Origin of the sequence: Shewanella sp. POL2 (assembly GCF_000282755.1) — a bacterium.
GTDB lineage: Bacteria > Pseudomonadota > Gammaproteobacteria > Enterobacterales > Shewanellaceae > Shewanella > Shewanella xiamenensis.
In genome coordinates this window covers 13,710-30,070 of record NZ_AKZL01000055.1, presented here as the reverse complement: position 1 = coordinate 30,070, position 16,361 = coordinate 13,710, and the positions used below count along the sequence as shown (strand labels likewise).

Annotated in this window: 21 protein-coding genes; 7 read left to right on the top strand and 14 right to left on the bottom strand. The window is 45.4% G+C overall.

Annotation, left to right across the window (positions count from 1 at the left end; all coding sequences use genetic code 11):
* Window positions 1-75 precede the first annotated feature (75 nt).
* The 7 genes from SHEWPOL2_RS14790 to proC all read right to left on the bottom strand — a co-directional run bounded on the left by SHEWPOL2_RS14790 (window position 76) and on the right by proC (window position 6,200).
* Window positions 76-1,923: a DUF885 domain-containing protein gene (locus SHEWPOL2_RS14790; protein ID WP_037429447.1), complete on the bottom strand. Its 1,848-nt coding sequence runs from the start codon at window positions 1,921-1,923 to the stop codon at window positions 76-78.
* A gap of 152 nt (window positions 1,924-2,075) precedes the next feature.
* Window positions 2,076-3,233: a radical SAM family heme chaperone HemW gene (hemW, locus tag SHEWPOL2_RS14785; RefSeq protein WP_037429445.1), complete on the bottom strand. Its 1,158-nt coding sequence runs from the start codon at window positions 3,231-3,233 to the stop codon at window positions 2,076-2,078.
* Window positions 3,233-3,850, bottom strand: a complete 618-nt coding sequence (gene rdgB, locus SHEWPOL2_RS14780) for an RdgB/HAM1 family non-canonical purine NTP pyrophosphatase (protein ID WP_037420793.1) — start codon at window positions 3,848-3,850, stop codon at window positions 3,233-3,235. Before rdgB ends, hemW begins: the two co-directional genes overlap by 1 nt.
* Window positions 3,851-3,964: 114 nt before the next feature.
* On the bottom strand, window positions 3,965-4,399 hold the full coding sequence (locus tag SHEWPOL2_RS14775) for a DUF4426 domain-containing protein (RefSeq protein ID WP_037429443.1): 435 nt from the start codon (window positions 4,397-4,399) through the stop codon (window positions 3,965-3,967).
* A gap of 68 nt (window positions 4,400-4,467) precedes the next feature.
* Window positions 4,468-4,758 (bottom strand): DUF167 family protein YggU, encoded by a 291-nt coding sequence (yggU, locus tag SHEWPOL2_RS14770; RefSeq protein WP_011621978.1) that lies wholly within the window; start codon window positions 4,756-4,758, stop codon window positions 4,468-4,470.
* A complete protein-coding gene (locus SHEWPOL2_RS14765) occupies window positions 4,758-5,306 on the bottom strand; it encodes a YggT family protein (RefSeq protein ID WP_023266519.1) in 549 nt (182 codons plus the stop codon). The genes yggU and SHEWPOL2_RS14765 overlap by 1 nt, the downstream gene beginning before the upstream one ends.
* Window positions 5,307-5,381: 75 nt before the next feature.
* On the bottom strand, window positions 5,382-6,200 hold the full coding sequence (gene proC, locus SHEWPOL2_RS14760) for a pyrroline-5-carboxylate reductase (RefSeq protein ID WP_037429440.1): 819 nt from the start codon (window positions 6,198-6,200) through the stop codon (window positions 5,382-5,384).
* 96 nt (window positions 6,201-6,296) lie between these two features.
* Between proC and SHEWPOL2_RS23345 the strand changes: the two genes are divergently transcribed.
* Complete coding sequence (locus SHEWPOL2_RS23345) at window positions 6,297-6,425, top strand: hypothetical protein (protein WP_264889417.1); 129 nt, start codon at window positions 6,297-6,299, stop codon at window positions 6,423-6,425.
* Here SHEWPOL2_RS23345 and SHEWPOL2_RS14755 read toward each other — a convergent pair.
* Window positions 6,422-7,138: a YggS family pyridoxal phosphate-dependent enzyme gene (locus SHEWPOL2_RS14755; protein ID WP_037429438.1), complete on the bottom strand. Its 717-nt coding sequence runs from the start codon at window positions 7,136-7,138 to the stop codon at window positions 6,422-6,424. The genes SHEWPOL2_RS23345 and SHEWPOL2_RS14755 overlap by 4 nt on opposite strands.
* A 35-nt stretch (window positions 7,139-7,173) precedes the next feature.
* On the opposite strand from SHEWPOL2_RS14755, the gene SHEWPOL2_RS14750 reads away from it, so the two are divergent.
* From SHEWPOL2_RS14750 to hemH, 4 genes are all read left to right on the top strand, one after another.
* On the top strand, window positions 7,174-8,211 hold the full coding sequence (locus SHEWPOL2_RS14750) for a type IV pilus twitching motility protein PilT (protein ID WP_023266515.1): 1,038 nt from the start codon (window positions 7,174-7,176) through the stop codon (window positions 8,209-8,211).
* Window positions 8,212-8,220: 9 nt separating this feature from the next.
* A complete protein-coding gene (locus SHEWPOL2_RS14745; RefSeq protein ID WP_037429434.1) occupies window positions 8,221-9,333 on the top strand; it encodes a PilT/PilU family type 4a pilus ATPase in 1,113 nt (370 codons plus the stop codon).
* 171 nt (window positions 9,334-9,504) lie between these two features.
* On the top strand, window positions 9,505-10,038 hold the full coding sequence (locus SHEWPOL2_RS14740; RefSeq protein WP_037429431.1) for a glutathione peroxidase: 534 nt from the start codon (window positions 9,505-9,507) through the stop codon (window positions 10,036-10,038).
* A gap of 68 nt (window positions 10,039-10,106) precedes the next feature.
* Entirely contained in the window at window positions 10,107-11,090 is a 984-nt protein-coding gene (hemH, locus tag SHEWPOL2_RS14735) for a ferrochelatase (protein WP_086024055.1), read from the top strand.
* Window positions 11,091-11,150: 60 nt separating this feature from the next.
* Here hemH and ruvX read toward each other — a convergent pair whose 3' ends face one another.
* From ruvX to SHEWPOL2_RS14715, 4 genes are all read right to left on the bottom strand, one after another.
* Window positions 11,151-11,576 (bottom strand): Holliday junction resolvase RuvX, encoded by a 426-nt coding sequence (ruvX, locus tag SHEWPOL2_RS14730; protein WP_037429426.1) that lies wholly within the window; start codon window positions 11,574-11,576, stop codon window positions 11,151-11,153.
* Between the two features lie 29 nt (window positions 11,577-11,605).
* On the bottom strand, window positions 11,606-12,169 hold the full coding sequence (locus SHEWPOL2_RS14725) for a YqgE/AlgH family protein (RefSeq protein ID WP_037429424.1): 564 nt from the start codon (window positions 12,167-12,169) through the stop codon (window positions 11,606-11,608).
* Window positions 12,170-12,237: 68 nt separating this feature from the next.
* The gene (gene yciH / locus SHEWPOL2_RS14720) at window positions 12,238-12,567 is read right to left on the bottom strand and encodes a stress response translation initiation inhibitor YciH (RefSeq protein ID WP_037420757.1); all 330 of its coding nucleotides are present in this window, start codon (window positions 12,565-12,567) and stop codon (window positions 12,238-12,240) included.
* 162 nt (window positions 12,568-12,729) lie between these two features.
* Window positions 12,730-13,044 (bottom strand): hypothetical protein, encoded by a 315-nt coding sequence (locus SHEWPOL2_RS14715; RefSeq protein WP_037420754.1) that lies wholly within the window; start codon window positions 13,042-13,044, stop codon window positions 12,730-12,732.
* A gap of 179 nt (window positions 13,045-13,223) precedes the next feature.
* On the opposite strand from SHEWPOL2_RS14715, the gene SHEWPOL2_RS14710 reads away from it, so the two are divergent.
* Together SHEWPOL2_RS14710 and SHEWPOL2_RS14705 are read left to right on the top strand one after the other, a co-directional pair.
* Entirely contained in the window at window positions 13,224-13,784 is a 561-nt protein-coding gene (locus SHEWPOL2_RS14710) for a DUF4136 domain-containing protein (protein ID WP_037420751.1), read from the top strand.
* A gap of 353 nt (window positions 13,785-14,137) precedes the next feature.
* On the top strand, window positions 14,138-14,779 hold the full coding sequence (locus SHEWPOL2_RS14705; protein WP_037429422.1) for a trimeric intracellular cation channel family protein: 642 nt from the start codon (window positions 14,138-14,140) through the stop codon (window positions 14,777-14,779).
* Between the two features lie 38 nt (window positions 14,780-14,817).
* On the opposite strand, the gene tpx is transcribed toward SHEWPOL2_RS14705, so the two are convergent.
* Both tpx and SHEWPOL2_RS14695 read right to left on the bottom strand, forming a co-directional pair.
* A complete protein-coding gene (gene tpx / locus SHEWPOL2_RS14700) occupies window positions 14,818-15,408 on the bottom strand; it encodes a thiol peroxidase (protein WP_037429419.1) in 591 nt (196 codons plus the stop codon).
* A gap of 110 nt (window positions 15,409-15,518) precedes the next feature.
* Entirely contained in the window at window positions 15,519-16,346 is an 828-nt protein-coding gene (locus tag SHEWPOL2_RS14695; RefSeq protein WP_037420742.1) for a mechanosensitive ion channel domain-containing protein, read from the bottom strand.
* Between the last annotated feature and the right edge of the window lie 15 nt (window positions 16,347-16,361).

The window sequence follows — 16,361 nt, the reverse complement described above, 5'->3', positions numbered from 1 at the left end:
ATTGGCTGCGATTTAATCACTTCATTCGCAACGGTGTTCAAGGGAGACTAGCGTGAGCCTCCCAAGGTTTCACGCTTAGGCTTTGTTAACACTGGCAATCCATTGATCGACTTGCTCTTCCAGCACATCCAAAGGCAGCGCGCCATTTGCCAAGACTAAAGTATGGAAATCCCGGATATCAAACTTATCACCCAGTTGTTTTTCCGCCTTGTGTCTCAGTTCGAGTAACTTAATCATCCCAACTTTATAGGCTGTGGCTTGCGATGGCATAACGATATGACGCTCCACCATTTTCTTCGCATCGGATTTTGCGTTAGGGGTATTATCGACGTAATAAGCAATCCCTTGTTCGCGGGTCCATTGCTTAGCGTGGATCCCGGTATCGACCACTAAACGGCAAGCTCGCCATAACTCCATCGCCAGTCGACCAAAATCGGAGTATGGATCGGCATATAAGCCCATTTCTTTCGGGAAAGACTCACTGTAGAGCCCCCAACCTTCGATATAGGCGGTATAGCCACCGAACTTACGGAACTTAGGAATATCCTTTAGCTCCTGGGAGATTGCGATTTGCATATGGTGGCCTGGGATCCCTTCGTGGTAAGCCAGTGCTTCCATCTGGTATTTAGGCATGGCCTTCATATCGTAGAGGTTGGCATAGTAGCTGCCAGGGCGAGAGCCATCGGGCGCAGGTTGTTCATAGAAGGCTTTACCCGCGGATTTTTCCCTAAAGGCTTCAACCTGTTTGACTATCATGGCAGCCTTTGGCTTGACCTTAAAGACTTCATCCAAGCGTGAGCGCATATTATCGATAAGCTTGGTTGCATCGGCTAAATATGCCGCCTTGCCTTCGGCGGTATTTGGATAATAGAACTGTGGATCATCGCGCATAAAGGTGAAGAACTCTTGTAAGGTGCCGTTAAAATTCACCTTTTTCATAATGGCGCGCATTTCATTATGGATGCGTTCCACTTCGGCAAGACCAAGTTGATGGATTTCATCCGCTGTCATGTGGGTAGTGGTCGTGCGTGCAAGGGCATTGTTATAAAACGCCTCGCCGTCGGGGAGTTTCCAAACCCCATCGCGGGTATCGGCCTTGGCTTCTAAGGTTTTGATATAGGCGATAAGCGTCTTGTATGCGGGCTCAACTTGCGAGACTAGTGCTTTTTCAGCATCGGCAATAAGTTGGGCTTTTTCTGCTTCGGAGATGCTGAGTGCATTCACTTTTTTGCGAAAATCCGCCAACAGTGCACTGTCTTCGCCTTTATCGAAGGGGGCGCCTTTAATGATGTTTTGGCTGTCAGAAATCACGTAACCGAACACAAATTTAGGCGCAATAATACCTTTATCTGCACGAATCTCTAGCGCCTGTTGCAGTTGGCTTAAGCGTTTGGGCACGCCATTTAAGCGGCTGATATAGGCCTTTGCATCGCTGACATCGGTGATCTGGTGTTGATTAATCAGGAAGGAGGCGATCATCGAGTGGCCACCATGCATCTGATTTACTGGGTAGTTATGGTAACGCCACTGATAGTCTTTAATTTCGTTATTCAGGTTTTGGGTGAGTAATGTCAGGCTTAGGCGAGTTTGTGGGTCAAGCTTACTCGCATCCAGTTGATTCACTTCGGCCAGTTGTTTCTTAGTGCGCGCCAATTCACGGGCATCCGCCTCGTCGCCAATGTCATCCCACTTATCATAGTCCTGCTTAATGCCCATATAGGTTTGCGCAATTGGGCTTGCCATGATGTTTTCCATGAAGATGGCTTCAAACAAGGCGTTGGCTTTTTCTGACTCGCTTTGGGCTGCAACACTGGTACTGGTTACATTATGTGAGTCATTTAAGCTGGGCACTGCATAGGAAGGCAGTGCAAGCAGGGCGGAGAGAGTAAATGCGACTAAGCTGATGTTCGTTTTTATTGGCATGATCAGGCTTCCTTAACAATGTTCAGGCAATTCTAAAGAAGCAGGGGGAAAATGTATGAATATAAATGTTAGAAAATGTGTTAGCCATAAAAGATGCTTCATCGAGAAACCTAGGCTAACACATTATTTATACGGGAAATTTAATCAGTGAATTAACAAAATTGCGTCAGTAAATCATTCACAAACATGTGACCTTTACTGGTTAATTGCCAATGTTCAGCCGATTCGGTGAGTAAACCCCGTTGTTTGGCCTTTTCCATCCCATCCTTTAAGGTGTCTCGGTGTAAACCGGTTCTGTCTTCAAACTCTTGTTTAGGGATTGGCGTCATTAGGCGCAGACGATTCATCAAGTATTCGAGGGCGCGATCTTCTTGAGCGACTTCAGTTTGTTCGAAGGTATAGTTGCTGGCCGCTAAATAACCTTTAGGGTGTTTAATTTTGACCGTACGAATGATGCGATTTTCTTCAGGTAAGGTCACTTTGCCATGGGCACCGCAGCCTATACCTAAATAATCGCCGAACTGCCAATAGTTAAGGTTATGCCGGCACTGATAGCCAGGTTTGGCATAGGCCGAGATTTCATACTGCTCATAACCGAGTGCCGCTAACTTTTGTTGCCCTTGTTCGTAGATCTGCCAGAGATCTTCATCGTCGGGCAGTTGCGGTGGCTTGGAGTGAAACAGGGTATTGGGCTCAATCGTCAATTGATACCAAGACAAATGCGGAGGATTGAGTGCGGCTGCGGTATCGATATCTGCCATGGCTTCGGTGAAACTTTGATTCGGAAGTCCATGCATCAAATCCAAATTAAAACTTAAATAACCCGCTTGGCTGGCTTTTTGGGCGGCGGTTTGGGCTTCGTTTTGATCGTGAATTCGCCCCAGCAGATTAAGCTTATCCTTAGAAAAGCTTTGTACCCCAATCGATAACCGAGTGACCCCAGCGGCGCGGTAGGCACTAAAGTCATCGTGCTCTAGGGTACCAGGGTTGGCCTCCATGGTGATTTCAATATCGTCACTAAAGGGAATTAGCGAGTTGGCGCCATCCAATATCCGTTTGATTTGATTGGCATCAAATAGAGACGGTGTTCCACCACCAATAAAAATAGTGTGTAGCTTACGGCCCTGTACTAAGTGCAAGTCTTGGCGTAAGTCCGCTAGCAGCGCATCCACATAGGCCTGCTGGGGTAATTCGCCATTTTGCCCATGGGAGTTAAAGTCACAGTAAGGACATTTTTGTACACACCAAGGGATATGGATGTATAAGCTCAATGGCGGCAGGGTTAACTCAGGTGGCACGGTTACTGACATTATTGGGCGTTCCCGTCGGTAAATACGCCTTTTTCCTGCATGGCAGCAATCAGTTGCACTAACGCTTTACCACGGTGACTCAAGGCATTTTTCTCGTCACTGCTCATTTGGGCTGCGCTGCAATCATGGTGTTCTGGAATAAAAATCGGATCGTAACCATGGCCGTTGTCACCCCGTTGTACGAAATCGATTTGGCCTTCCCACGCGGCTTGGCAAATGATGGGCGTTGGGTCTTTCGCATGGCGCATATAGACTAAAACGCATTGGAATCTGGCCGTACGCGGCGCAGGATTATCCTTTAATGTGTCTAAGAGTTTTAACACATTGTCTTGATCCTTGGCATTCTCCCCCGCATAGCGCGCAGAGTAGATGCCCGGTGCACCTTGGAGTAAATCGACTTCTAATCCCGAGTCATCGGCAATGGCGGCAAGTCCAGTAATTTGTGCCGCATGTCTGGCTTTGATAATGGCGTTTTCGACAAAGGTGGTGCCCGTTTCGGCCACTTCGCTAACGTTAAATTGGCTTTGTGGCAGCACTTTTACGCCGTAGGCGGCGAGCATTTGATCGAATTCGGCAAGTTTACCTTTATTGCCACTGGCGAGGACGATTTGTTGCATGGGGTACCTATTTCATTGAGCGATGTTTACGGCGGCAATGATACCCAAGCTGAGCGGTAAAGGACAGAAAAAGGCAGGACGATAATTGGTATCGTCCTGCCTGTGAGGCTGAGATTATTCGACGTAGAACTTTTGTTTAAACTGTAGGTTAGTATTCAGCTGGTTCCTATACTTGATGGCGATGTTGAAATTGATTTCTTGATCGTCGCGGTAAGGCACTTCTGCGATGTAGTAAATAGCCTCACCTTCACGGATTTCTCTAAATTTCAGATCGATACGCGCATCGAGTAGGTTATTGGCCACGCCGGTGATTTCAACGGGCACTGCGGGAGAGCCTGCTTCACTTGTATCTAATACAGCAATGTTAATGATGCCTCTGTAGCTACTACGTTCGATGCCATAGGTTTTCGCAATACTGGGTGTTAAAAAGGTGCTGCCCAGCGCCATGTAATGAATATCGAAATTACCGACAGTTTCTTTTTGCTCGGCATTAGCTGCGCCACACAGGCTTGCGGTTAAGGCGAGCATAATAAGGAGATTACGTAACATGATGTTGTACCTTAGTATGAGGGATTGCTTGATTATATGTCTCTGAACTTAGACTTCCAACGCTGTGTTTATTCGAGCAGGGTCGCGATTTCTGCGGGGACGTTTTTGGGGGCACTGATGCGTACCTGTTTATGGCGTCCTAATTCGCCCTTAAGGATGTGAACATCACTTTTAGGGACTTTAAAGGCTTTGGCTAAATATTTACTTAAATGAGCATTGGCTTTGCCATCAATTGGCGGGGCGGTAATGGCAACCTTTAACTCATCACCGTGTAGCCCGACTATCTGATCGCGACTCGCTTTAGGTTGAATATACAAATTAAGCAGCAAGTCGCCTTGCTGCATTATGACTGCGCTCATTAAATCACGGCCCAAAATGGTACGTATTGCGCCAACAGCATGTTGATAAAGTTCATGCCGATAATCACCAACATTACCGACAGATCTAAGCCACCAATTGGCGGAATGATGCGGCGCACTGGGGCCAAAATGGGCTCTGTTAGTTGTCCCATGATCATCACAATCGGGTTATAGCCTTGATTGAACCAGCTTAAGATGGCGCGAATGATCAGCATCCAAAAGAGTAAAATGCCCGCCTGTTTGATGACAGTGACAAGTGCAAATACAAAGAACAGCACTAAATCAATACCGCCGCCAGCGATAAGGCTTAACAGCAGCACTTTAACCATCACAACTAATAGGGCGAGCACAAAAGAAGAGGTATCGAATCTTCCCATTGAAGGAATTAATCGACGCATAGGTGCGATCAACGGGTGTGTGGCTTTGACCACAAATTGACTGAAGGGATTATAAAAATCGGCACGGGCCAAGGGGAGCCAGATCCGTAATATCACCACCATCAAATACAAATCGAAGAGTGTGCTGATCAAAAAGGTTAATGCATTCATCGAGATTTCTGCCTATATGAGTCCGATTAAAAACGCCCGCGTTAAAAGTTAGCAAGTCACCCAGCAACTGCTGGATCAAAAAGTATTGGCCATTTCTTCTGCACGTTTGATGCAGTTTTCCATTGCATTTTTGACCACACTACGAAGATCCGCCGCTTCGAATGTGGCGATAGCTTGCGCCGTTGTGCCGCCCTTAGAGGTGACATTCTCCCGTAAATTACCCAGCGTAAGCTCAGGATTTTGCTTTGCCATCATAGCAGCACCGAGGGCTGCTTGCTGTACTAAGCTTCTGGCTTTGGCTTCATCCATACCCATTTGCTTGCCTGCATCAATCATAGACTCCATGAGCAGGAAGAAATAGGCAGGTGAGCTACCAGCAAGGGCAATAACTTGATTAATCTCAGATTCCTCATTCACCCACACAATTTCACCACCGCTAGACATCAAGCGCTCGGCAATGGCTTGTTGGGCATCAGAGAGGGGCTGCGGCGCGTAGAGACCTGTCATACCGACACCGATTTGCATTGGCGTGTTTGGCATAGTACGAACCAGCGTGATGGGTTGAGCCAGATATTCGCTATAGCGGCTTGCTTTGATGCCCGCTGCAATGGTAATCACAAGCTTGTTAGACATATCAATGCCTTGCAGTGCTTGGCAGACTTGTTCCATCAACTGCGGTTTAACGGATAATACGATGACATCGGCATCTTGGGCGGCGCTAACATTGTCTTGGGATACACGCACACCAAAGTCGGCGGCGAGGGCATCGAGTTTACCTTGGCTAGGATTGGTGGCTTGCACTAGCGCAGCAGGGTAGCCGCTGCGAATTAAGCCGCTGATAATACTACGGGTCATATTGCCCGCACCGATAAAGCAGATTTTTTGTTGACTCATGTGTACCCCATAATGTCTGGCCTAGGCTGAGTGGATAACATTCAGCATTAATATCATTGAATTAGCGTTATTAGGCCGGATAAAAATTTCTATTTAATGTTCTCTAACAGTATTTGGGCTTTAGTCACTAAAAACAAGGCTAAAGCCGATTTTGCTGGCACACCTTTGGCTATCTCGGTGATTTCCCTTAGCGTCAATGATGACGGTTTAACCCGTACTGACTAATTGCTGGTGGTCTCTTTTGCACCGTAATCCCGTTCACCAAAGATGGCGCTGCCGATACGTACCATGGTTGAGCCGCACTCAATTGCGACGTCTAAATCATTGCTCATGCCCATGGAGAGAGTATCTACCTCGGGATAATGCTGCTTTAGCGTATCGAATAACTGCTTAAGCTCGCTGAGTTCGCGTGTCTGCTGCGCGATGTCATTGATGGCACTGGGAATTGCCATTAAGCCCCGCAGTTGTAAATGGGGTAATTGGCTGATGCTATCGGCCAGCGGCAGCATCTGCTCGGCATCGATACCGGATTTTGTATCTTCATCACTGATATTGATTTGAATACAGACATTTAACGGCGTAAGGTGCGCTGGGCGCTGCTCATTGAGGCGCTGGGCAATTTTCTCCCGCGAGAGGGTGTGCATCCAATCGAAATGTTGGGCGACTAAGGCGGTTTTATTGGATTGCAGTGGCCCAATAAAATGCCATTCAATATCAGGGTGCGTGCCCTTTAGCGCCTCAATTTTTGTCACACCTTCTTGAACATAGTTCTCGCCAAAGCAACGCTGGCCCGCATCATAGGCTGCTATAATATCTTCAATCGGTTTAGTCTTACTGACGGCAAGTAAGCGAATACTGTGAGGTAGGCGTGCGCATTTTTGCGCCGCTTGCGCGATCCTGCTCTGGGCGAGGGCGAGTCTGTCTGCTATTGTTGTCATGATGTAATTATCTGGTTGCAAGGATATCCCAAACTATGGAAATCACTGAGTTATTAGCCTTTAGTGTAAAACACAAAGCCTCGGATCTACACCTCTCTGCAGGGATATCTCCCATGATCCGTGTCGACGGTGAAGTGAGAAAAATTAACCTGCCCGCGCTCGATCATCAGGGTGTACACAGCCTTGTGTACGACATTATGAATGATAAACAGCGTAAGGACTTTGAAGAGCATTTAGAAATCGACTTTTCGTTCGAAGTCCCTAATTTAGCGCGTTTCCGTGTGAACGCTTTTAACCAATCCCGCGGCGCGGCGGCGGTATTTCGTACCATTCCTAGTGATATATTGTCACTTGAGCAGCTAGGTGCGCCTGAAATTTTTAAAAAAATCGCCAGTTTTCCCCGTGGCTTAGTGTTAGTCACTGGCCCTACTGGTTCGGGTAAGAGTACCACACTTGCGGCCATGGTGGATTACATCAATGAGAACCGCCACGACCATATCTTAACCATTGAAGATCCTATCGAATTCGTTCACCAGAATAAGCAATGTTTGATTAACCAACGGGAAGTGCATCGTCATACCCACAGCTTTAACGCGGCGCTACGTAGTGCACTGCGTGAAGACCCTGACGTTATCCTCGTCGGTGAGATGCGTGACCTTGAAACCATTCGTCTGGCGATGACGGCTGCCGAAACGGGCCACTTAGTTTTTGGTACCTTGCACACCACCTCGGCGGCTAAGACCATCGACCGTGTGGTTGACGTGTTCCCTGCCGGTGAAAAGGACATGGTGCGTACCATGTTGTCTGAATCATTACAGGCGGTTATTTCGCAAACTCTGATTAAGAAAATCGGTGGTGGCCGTGTGGCTGCCCACGAAATTATGATGGGAACGCCCGCCATCCGTAACCTTATCCGTGAAGATAAAGTGGCGCAGATGTACTCAGCTATTCAAACGGGGATGGCCCATGGCATGCAAACGCTTGAACAGTGTCTGCAAAACTTAGTCAACCGTGGTCTCATCACCCGTGAGGATGCCATGGCGAAGAGTTCAAATAAACAAGCGACATTTTAAGGATTTATGATGGATGTTCGTCCGTTTTTAAAAGTCATGGTAGAGCGTAAGGCCTCTGACTTGTTTATTACCGCAGGTTTTCCGCCGAGTGCCAAAATTGATGGTGAGTTACGCCCATTAGCCGAGAGTGCCTTCACGCCCGCGCAGTCTTTGGATTTTGTCGAGTCCGTGATGACCGAGGCACAAAAGAAGGAGTTTCACACGACTCGCGAGTGTAACTTTGCTTTTGCAGTGAAGGAGTTAGGTCGTTTTCGCGTGAGTGCATTCTGGCAGCGTGAATCTCCAGGATGCGTGATGCGCCGGATTGAGACCAAAATCCCTGAGGTGGAAGACTTAAAACTGCCACCGATTTTAAAAGATCTGGTGATGAGTAAACGTGGTCTTATCATCATGGTTGGGGGAACGGGAACCGGTAAGTCGACCTCCTTGGCGGCGTTAGTGGGTTATCGTAATGCCCATGCCCGTGGTCATATCCTCACCATCGAAGACCCGGTAGAATTTGTGCACGACCATCGCAAAAGCATCATCACTCAACGTGAAGTGGGGATAGATACAGAGTCCTTTGATGCGGCGCTGAAGAGTTCGCTGCGTCAGGCGCCCGATGTGATTTTGATTGGTGAGATCCGTACTCAAGAAACCATGGAGTTTGCGCTTTCCTTCGCCGAAACGGGTCACCTCTGTATGGCGACACTGCATGCTAACAATGCTAACCAAGCATTAGACCGGATTATGCACTTAGTGCCAGAGAGTAAACATCAACAGCTATTATTCGATTTGTCACTCAACCTGCGCGGTATTGTGGCGCAGCAGCTGGTGGCTAAAGTTGATGGCACAGGGCGCCGGGCGGCGATTGAAGTCTTGATCAATACGCCACGTGTCGCGAGTTTGATTGCTAAAAACGAGCTGCATTTGCTCAAAGAAACCATGGCCAAATCGAATGAGCAGGGCATGCAGACCTTTGACCAAGCACTGTTACAGCTCTATGTCGATGGGGAGATCAGTTATGCCGACGCGCTTCACCATGCTGACTCACCCAACGACTTGCGGTTAATGATTAAATTGCAAAATAAAGAACCCGCCAGTTCGAGCTTTATGGAAGGCGTGACCTTGGATATGGATTAATCCTATTTTGTCGTGTGTTAAAGCAGCTCGATTGAGCTGCTTTTTTATCAGCTAAAGCAATCGATAACTCCTTGTAGCTTTTATTTTTTTATTCAATATGATCTTTACCGTAGCAAGTGACGTAATAAGAATAAGTTCGCCTATCTTGGATCATTGAATAAGAAGGACATTATGATGAAACTCCCGCTATTTATCTTGACTAGCTCGATGAGCACCAGCGCTTTGGCGGCAACATGCCCAAGCTACCTTGATGTTGAAGTGCGTAAATTGCACTCAGAACAGAGCGTTAACTTATGTGAGCTCACTCAGGGTAAGCCTGTGCTGCTGGTCAATACCGCCAGTAATTGTGGTTATACGCCGCAATTTAAAGCCTTAGAAGCACTCTATCAACAATATAAAGATAAAGGGTTAGTGGTAATTGGTTTCCCTTCGGATGATTTTTTCCAAGAGGAGAATGATGAAAAAGACACGGCTAAGGTGTGCTACATCAACTATGGTGTCACCTTCACCATGCTCGCGACGTCTCCCGTCCGAGGTAGTGATGCTAACAGTGTATTCAAATACTTAGGCGATAAAGCTGGCTCACCCAAGTGGAATTTCTACAAATATGTAGTGAGTGGCGATGGCAATACTGTGCAGCAATTTAATTCTAAGGTTAAACCCGATAGTGCCGAGCTTAAGCAGGCAATAGAATCCGTGCTTTAATGCCCAATTTATTCATTTACAAATTTTAAGAGGCTACTTTGGCTAGGTTTTCAGGATTATCAAAAGAGATGGGCCACGCAACGCGTGGCAAAGTGGGTGTGTTGTTACTTAACCTTGGCACGCCAGATGCGCCAACGGCATCGGCCGTAAGGCGTTACCTTGCAGAGTTTTTATCCGACCCTCGGGTGGTAGAAATTCCAAAACTCCTCTGGATGCTGATTTTACATGGCATAGTGCTGCGCGTTCGCCCAGCAAAGTCCGCGGCACTTTATCAAAAGGTGTGGACAGAAGCTGGGTCGCCACTGATGGATATCAGTTTGCGGCAAACGGCTAAATTGTCCGATAAATTAACCGCCGATGGTTATCCAGTGTCGGTTCACTTAGCTATGCGCTATGGAAACCCTTCAGTGGCAAACACGTTAAAGGATATGCATAAGCAAGGGATTGATAAGATAGTTGTTTTACCCTTATATCCCCAATATGCTGCGCCGACAACGGGTTCCGCTTTTGACGCTATTGCCAAGGAACTTTGTCAATGGCGCTATTTGCCCTCGCTGCATTTTATTCATACTTATCACGATAACCCTGAGTTTATTGCTGCATTAGTCAATTCGATTCGTGCCGATTTTGACAAACATGGCAAGCCACAAAAGTTAGTGCTGTCTTACCATGGTATGCCTGAGCGTAATCTTCATCTGGGTGACCCCTATTATTGTTTTTGCATGAAGACCACTCGTCTTGTGGCTGAGCAATTGGGTTTGGCCAAAGATGAATTTGCGATTACATTCCAGTCACGTTTTGGTAAAGCTAAGTGGTTACAGCCTTATACGGATGCGACGATGGCGGCTCTGCCGAGTCAAGGTGTGCGTGATGTTGCGATTGTGTGTCCAGCATTTAGTGCCGATTGTTTAGAGACGTTAGAAGAGATCGTGGGCGAAAATGGCCATATCTTTACTCATGCTGGGGGGGAGAAGTTCCGTTATATTCCAGCGCTAAATGATAATGATGACCATATCAGCATGATGGCGAGCTTGGTTAAACCCTATCTGTAAGCTTTATAACAGTTGAGATAAAAAAGGATAGCTCAGGCTATCCTTTTGTTTTATTGCTTATTATTCGCCGAAATGATTTTCAAAATAGCTTTCGACAATCAATACGGCTGACACAGCATCAACTTGACCTTTGGTGAGGGCTTTGAAGCCGCCGAGTTCAAATAGCCTAGCTTTTGCATCTGTGGTAGTGAGTCTTTCATCCTGAGTGACAATTTTGACCCCAAACTTAGCGTTTAGTCGGTTGGCAAATTTTCTTGCTCTGTGGGTCATTTCTTGTTCTGTGCCATCCATGTTGAGCGGTAAACCCACGACGACTAAATCGGGTTGCCATTCTTGGATGAGTTTTGCGATCTCATCCCAATTCGGAATTCCATCAACGGCTTTGAGGGATAACAGTGGTGTTGCGCTGGCGGTAATTTGTTGCCCTACGGCAACGCCGATGCTTTTTGTCCCAAAATCAAAACCTAACACGGTTTTAGTATTCATCTGATATTAACTCGTTAAATAAAGTGAGATTAAGCGTGGCCTGCCTGTGTTGAAAGTTGCCAAGCCTCAAATCCCAGTGAACGGCTAGCTTGTTGCCATCTATCTTCGTGGTTTACTTCAAAGAGTAAGGTGTGATCAGCGGGGATCGTAAGCCAAGAGTTATCGGCAAGCTCTTGCTCTAACTGATTTTTACTCCAGCCAGCATAACCTAATGCTACGAGAAACTTATCTGGTGAGCGCTTACTGCCTATAGCGGTTAATACGTCTCGAGATGTGGTAAGCATCAGTCCCGAGCCTAATTCCGTACTATTGGCCCAATAGGGTTGGGAAGTATGTAGTACAAAACCTCTATCTTGGGAGACTGGCCCGCCCATTAAGACTTGCGCTCCCATTGCAAAATCGGCAGACACTTGCTCTGTTGGGAGATCCATCTGCTCGAGCAATGAGTTAACTTCAATGCCCAGCGGTTTATTAATCACTAGTCCCATGGCGCCTTTTTCATCGTGCTCACATAAATAGATGACGGTGCGCTCAAAAAAAGTGTCATCGAGTGATGGCATGGCGATTAAAAAATGGTTCTGCAAACTCTCCATTAAATGCTCCGTTCAGCCCATATGCATTGATCGATAGATAAAATCCAGCTACTTAGGATCGTGGCGTATCAACCGCCGGCTAATTTGACTTTATAGTTTTGTTTTTCAAGCAACTGTTTGAGTAGTTCACGGTTATCGGTTTGCACTTCGATCGTGAAATCTTTAACCGTCCCACCACAACCACATTGTTTTTTAAGTGTTTGTGCTAGTGCTTTTAGGCCAGTATCGTCAAGCCCTAGGCCTGAAATGACCGAGACACCTTTACCTTTACGGCCTTTGCTGTCTCTGTGGATACGCACAATGCCATCGGATGCGGGGAGTGCTTTTGCTTCTGGTTCGGCAGTAATGCGACCTTTATCAGTGCTGTATACTAAGGAAACGTTGGGATCTACTCTCATAAGTCATCTTTTATCTGAATGTAAACTGCTTAAGTCTATCAAATTCATAATGCTTCGTGGAGGTAAAAAGTAGAGGTAAAAAAAGGCCACAGACAGAGACTGAAAGTGGCCGAAGGTAAATGCTAGCTCTTTGCAGGGAAGTAGCATGTTTTCAAACGGAATTTATAGATGCTGCAAAACCATAGCGATTAATGCCAATGCGGTGAGTAGGGCGCAGGGCATAATAAAACGATGTAATTTGGGAAGTGCAATTAAACAGGCTGTGGCAACAAAACCAAATGCGGCAATAGTGGTGTAGTCTGCACCATTTGATACAGCTTCGAATATCAGCCAACTCATTACAATCAAAGGCAAAAACAATAACATCATCGGGAGATGAGGCGTGAGTTTATTGTTATTGGTGTCGATTGAGGCTTTTTGTGGCGCTAGCCAGAAAATTGCTGATGCAACAATCAATGCGCTAATGAACCAGTACATGTTATTTATCCCTTAATCGCTTTAAGTGATAATCATTATCATTTAAAGCGATTGCTGAAGTCAAGCTGAATAACGCTCTGCTTTTTCATTATATTGAGTTGTAGAATCGGCCATTGCTCTGTAAGCTAAATTTATTTATCGGCTCATTTGTGTTCTTTACGAAATCCAAGGAAATCACCATGAAAAATTTTATCGTAGGGTTAGCAGTGCTGGCCTTGAGTGCTTGTAGTTCTCTTAAGTCTGGTTGGGACTATGATCCCAGTGCCAATTTCTCTCAATACAAAACCTATGCTTGGGTAGCACAAAAGACTGATGCTTCAGGTTATCATCTCGATGGTCTGATGGATCAGCGAGTGCGTGATGCAGTTAATGCACAACTTTCTGCTAAGGGCATGACGTTAGTCGATGCAAAAGACGCTGATGTCCTAGTTAACTATCTGACTAAAATCGACAAAAAGATTAATGTAGATACTTTCAATACCAACTTTGGCTATAACCCTTACTATGGTCCTGGTTGGGGATGGGGTGGCAACATGCAAACTCAAACCACGGTGAGAGAATACGAAGTTGGTACGTTGATCATTGATTTAGTTGATAATAAAACAGCTAAGTTAATATGGCGTGGTTCGGTGGCTGACACCATTCGTGATAAAAATACTCCTTCTGAAAGAGTCCAGCTCATCAATGATGCCGTTGGAAGTGTCATGGCGAATTATCCTCCGAAACCTGAAAACAAATAATTTACTTTTCGTCTAAAAAAGCGGCTATTAGGCCGCTTTTTTATGGCCAAAATTTAGGCTTGAATGACGTGATGTTGAGTTTTCTACAAAATTTCAAAGTTTAATTGATTATACTTTATTAAAACTTATCAAAAAATAAGCTTAATTGAATGCGGCTGGCAACTGTCTGTTAGTTAATTTATTGTTATTTAAGGAGTGTAGTGTAGCGTGATATTGAAAGTTAGAAATGACTAATACATAAATGGTATCAATAGATTAAATATTCTAATGACAAAATTTAAATAATCTCATTATCCAGCCCGTGGATTATCAGGCAAAATCCGTTTTTTATGCATGGGTAATAAGTAGTTTAAATGCAAGAAGCGCAATTTATCGGATTATTATGGCTGATTGGGATTTTGGCTGAGGCCATGACTGGGGCATTAGCCGCTGGCCGTAAGCAGATGGATTTATTCGGCGTAGTCATTATCGGTTGTGCTACCGCTATTGGTGGCGGCACCTTACGAGATATGTTACTTGGAAATTACCCTTTGATTTGGGTCGAGAATGTCCACTATCTAATTGCGATTGCATTTGCATCTTTGTTAACTGTCGCGATTGCGCCAGTTATGCGTTATTTGTCTAAGCTGTTTTTGGCAATCGATGCCTTAGGCTTAGCTGTATTCTCAATTGTTGGCGCGCAAAAGACTCTGACGCTTGGTTTTAGTCCAACTATTGCGGTCGTTATGGGATTGGTTACCGGTGTTTTTGGTGGTGTTATTCGCGATATTCTTTGTAATCAAGTGCCTTTGATTTTTAAGAAAGAGCTCTATGCGGTAATCTCACTCTTTACGGCGGGGTTATATATCACGCTAAAAGCCTATCAATTGGCTGAGTGGATTAATCTATTAATTTGCTTAAGTTTTGGATTTAGCTGGCGAATGTTAGCATTACGCTATCATTGGTCTATGCCTACCTTCGACTATCAAGCCAACGGCGACCAACATACGCACTAATAAAAAATAGGGCATTAAATGCCCTATTTTTATGCTTATTACTGTGCTTGAATGGTTTTTAGCGCCTCTAGCGCGGCATCATAGTTTGGATGCTGGGCAATGTTGGGTACTAATTCTTGGTACTTGAGTTTACCTTCGGCATCGACGATGAAAATCGCCCGTGCAAGTAAGCCATAATCTTCAATTAACAGACCATACTTCTCGCCAAAATCACGCCAAACAGAATCTGATAACACTTTAATATTTTCGACATTCTCAACTTTACAAAAACGTTTTTGCGCGAAAGGTAAATCCGTGCTGATGGTTAGCATGACGACATCATCAGAAAAGTGGCTGACCTCGCTATTAAAGCGTTTAGTTTGTAGCGCACAAACACCCGTATCCAAGCTAGGCACTGCACTAATCAGGATGGTTTTTCCCTTAAAGTCGGTTAAGTTGATTGGATTGAATTTATCATCAACGACTTTAAATCTTGGGGCCATTTGCTCAAGTTGAGGTAATTTTCCTTCTAGGGTGACAGTCTTTTCACCCATCATTACTTGGGTTTTATTGCTAGCAATCGCCATAGGGCTGAGCAGCATTAAACTAAAAACACAGCCAGCGGCCAGAAATGAAACATACTTTGGCATATTCTCTCTCTTACTCAGATATGTGTGCATATTTGGTTAAGGTACGCCAAAATCCGACTTATCACCATAAAAAAGGCCGGTTTTCACCGGCCTTCTAATATCACTGCTGATTATTTGCTCTCGGGCAGTTGTTTTACATGAATATCCATTTGTGGAAATGGAATTTCAATATTGGCTGCATCAAGCGCATTTTTGATTTGTTCTAAAATCTCGAAACGAGCTGTCCAGTAATCCGCCGTTTTTACCCAAGGACGAACTACAAAGTTAATTGAAGAATTTGCTAGTTCAGACAGACCCACGGTGTAACCCGGTTCTTTCAGCACATATTGGTTGTTATCTAAAATCTCGGTTAAAACTTTTTTAGTCTGGGCAATATCCGCAGAATAAGACACGCCAATGACTAAATCGATACGACGATTTTCTAAGGCAGAGTAGTTGGTGATCGTGCCATTCATGATTGAAGAGTTGGGCGCAACGATAACCTTATTATCTGGCGTGCGTAATTTAGTTGAGAAAATGGTGATTTCATCAACAGTGCCTGCAATACCAGCAGCTTCAATATAGTCACCCACGCGACATGGGCGGAATAACACCATTAACACGCCTGAAGCAAAGTTAGATAATGATCCTTGCAGCGCTAAACCTATCGCTAAACCGGCGGCACCGATAACCGCGACTAAAGATGCGGTTTGCACACCAATTTGGCCTAAGGTGGCGATAATGGTGAAGACAAACACAACAGCCCACGATAAGTTGGCTACAAAAGAGACCACCGTTGGATCAACTTTGCGGCTGTTGAGTAGCTTTCGCACTACCTTTTGCGCAACGCCGGAAAAATATTTACCGACAAAAAAGATAACAAGGGCAAATAAGATCTTCACTCCATAGGTCATGATCAGATCTGGAGCCTGCTTTAATAAGCCTTCAAGGTTTTCCATTAAATTACTCCCTAA

Excerpts from the sequence above, each read along its gene's own strand:
- SHEWPOL2_RS14725 (WP_037429424.1), bottom strand. The coding sequence starts at position 12,169 with ATGGAGAGTTTGCAGAACCATTTTTTAATCGCCATGCCATCACTCGAT.
- SHEWPOL2_RS14750 (WP_023266515.1), top strand. The coding sequence starts at position 7,174 with ATGGAAATCACTGAGTTATTAGCCTTTAGTGTAAAACACAAAGCCTCG.
- SHEWPOL2_RS14775 (WP_037429443.1), bottom strand. The coding sequence starts at position 4,399 with ATGTTACGTAATCTCCTTATTATGCTCGCCTTAACCGCAAGCCTGTGT.
- rdgB (WP_037420793.1), bottom strand. The coding sequence starts at position 3,850 with ATGCAACAAATCGTCCTCGCCAGTGGCAATAAAGGTAAACTTGCCGAA.
- SHEWPOL2_RS14755 (WP_037429438.1), bottom strand. The coding sequence starts at position 7,138 with ATGACAACAATAGCAGACAGACTCGCCCTCGCCCAGAGCAGGATCGCG.
- SHEWPOL2_RS14710 (WP_037420751.1), top strand. The coding sequence starts at position 13,224 with ATGAAAAATTTTATCGTAGGGTTAGCAGTGCTGGCCTTGAGTGCTTGT.
- yggU (WP_011621978.1), bottom strand. The coding sequence starts at position 4,758 with ATGAGCGCAGTCATAATGCAGCAAGGCGACTTGCTGCTTAATTTGTAT.
- proC (WP_037429440.1), bottom strand. The coding sequence starts at position 6,200 with ATGAGTCAACAAAAAATCTGCTTTATCGGTGCGGGCAATATGACCCGT.
- SHEWPOL2_RS14740 (WP_037429431.1), top strand. The coding sequence starts at position 9,505 with ATGATGAAACTCCCGCTATTTATCTTGACTAGCTCGATGAGCACCAGC.
- SHEWPOL2_RS23345 (WP_264889417.1), top strand. The coding sequence starts at position 6,297 with ATGTTCTCTAACAGTATTTGGGCTTTAGTCACTAAAAACAAGGCTAAA.
- SHEWPOL2_RS14790 (WP_037429447.1), bottom strand. The coding sequence starts at position 1,923 with ATGCCAATAAAAACGAACATCAGCTTAGTCGCATTTACTCTCTCCGCC.
- hemH (WP_086024055.1), top strand. The coding sequence starts at position 10,107 with ATGGGCCACGCAACGCGTGGCAAAGTGGGTGTGTTGTTACTTAACCTT.
- tpx (WP_037429419.1), bottom strand. The coding sequence starts at position 15,408 with ATGCCAAAGTATGTTTCATTTCTGGCCGCTGGCTGTGTTTTTAGTTTA.
- SHEWPOL2_RS14695 (WP_037420742.1), bottom strand. The coding sequence starts at position 16,346 with ATGGAAAACCTTGAAGGCTTATTAAAGCAGGCTCCAGATCTGATCATG.
- ruvX (WP_037429426.1), bottom strand. The coding sequence starts at position 11,576 with ATGAATACTAAAACCGTGTTAGGTTTTGATTTTGGGACAAAAAGCATC.
- SHEWPOL2_RS14705 (WP_037429422.1), top strand. The coding sequence starts at position 14,138 with ATGCAAGAAGCGCAATTTATCGGATTATTATGGCTGATTGGGATTTTG.
- SHEWPOL2_RS14715 (WP_037420754.1), bottom strand. The coding sequence starts at position 13,044 with ATGTACTGGTTCATTAGCGCATTGATTGTTGCATCAGCAATTTTCTGG.
- hemW (WP_037429445.1), bottom strand. The coding sequence starts at position 3,233 with ATGTCAGTAACCGTGCCACCTGAGTTAACCCTGCCGCCATTGAGCTTA.
- SHEWPOL2_RS14765 (WP_023266519.1), bottom strand. The coding sequence starts at position 5,306 with ATGAATGCATTAACCTTTTTGATCAGCACACTCTTCGATTTGTATTTG.
- SHEWPOL2_RS14745 (WP_037429434.1), top strand. The coding sequence starts at position 8,221 with ATGGATGTTCGTCCGTTTTTAAAAGTCATGGTAGAGCGTAAGGCCTCT.
- yciH (WP_037420757.1), bottom strand. The coding sequence starts at position 12,567 with ATGAGAGTAGATCCCAACGTTTCCTTAGTATACAGCACTGATAAAGGT.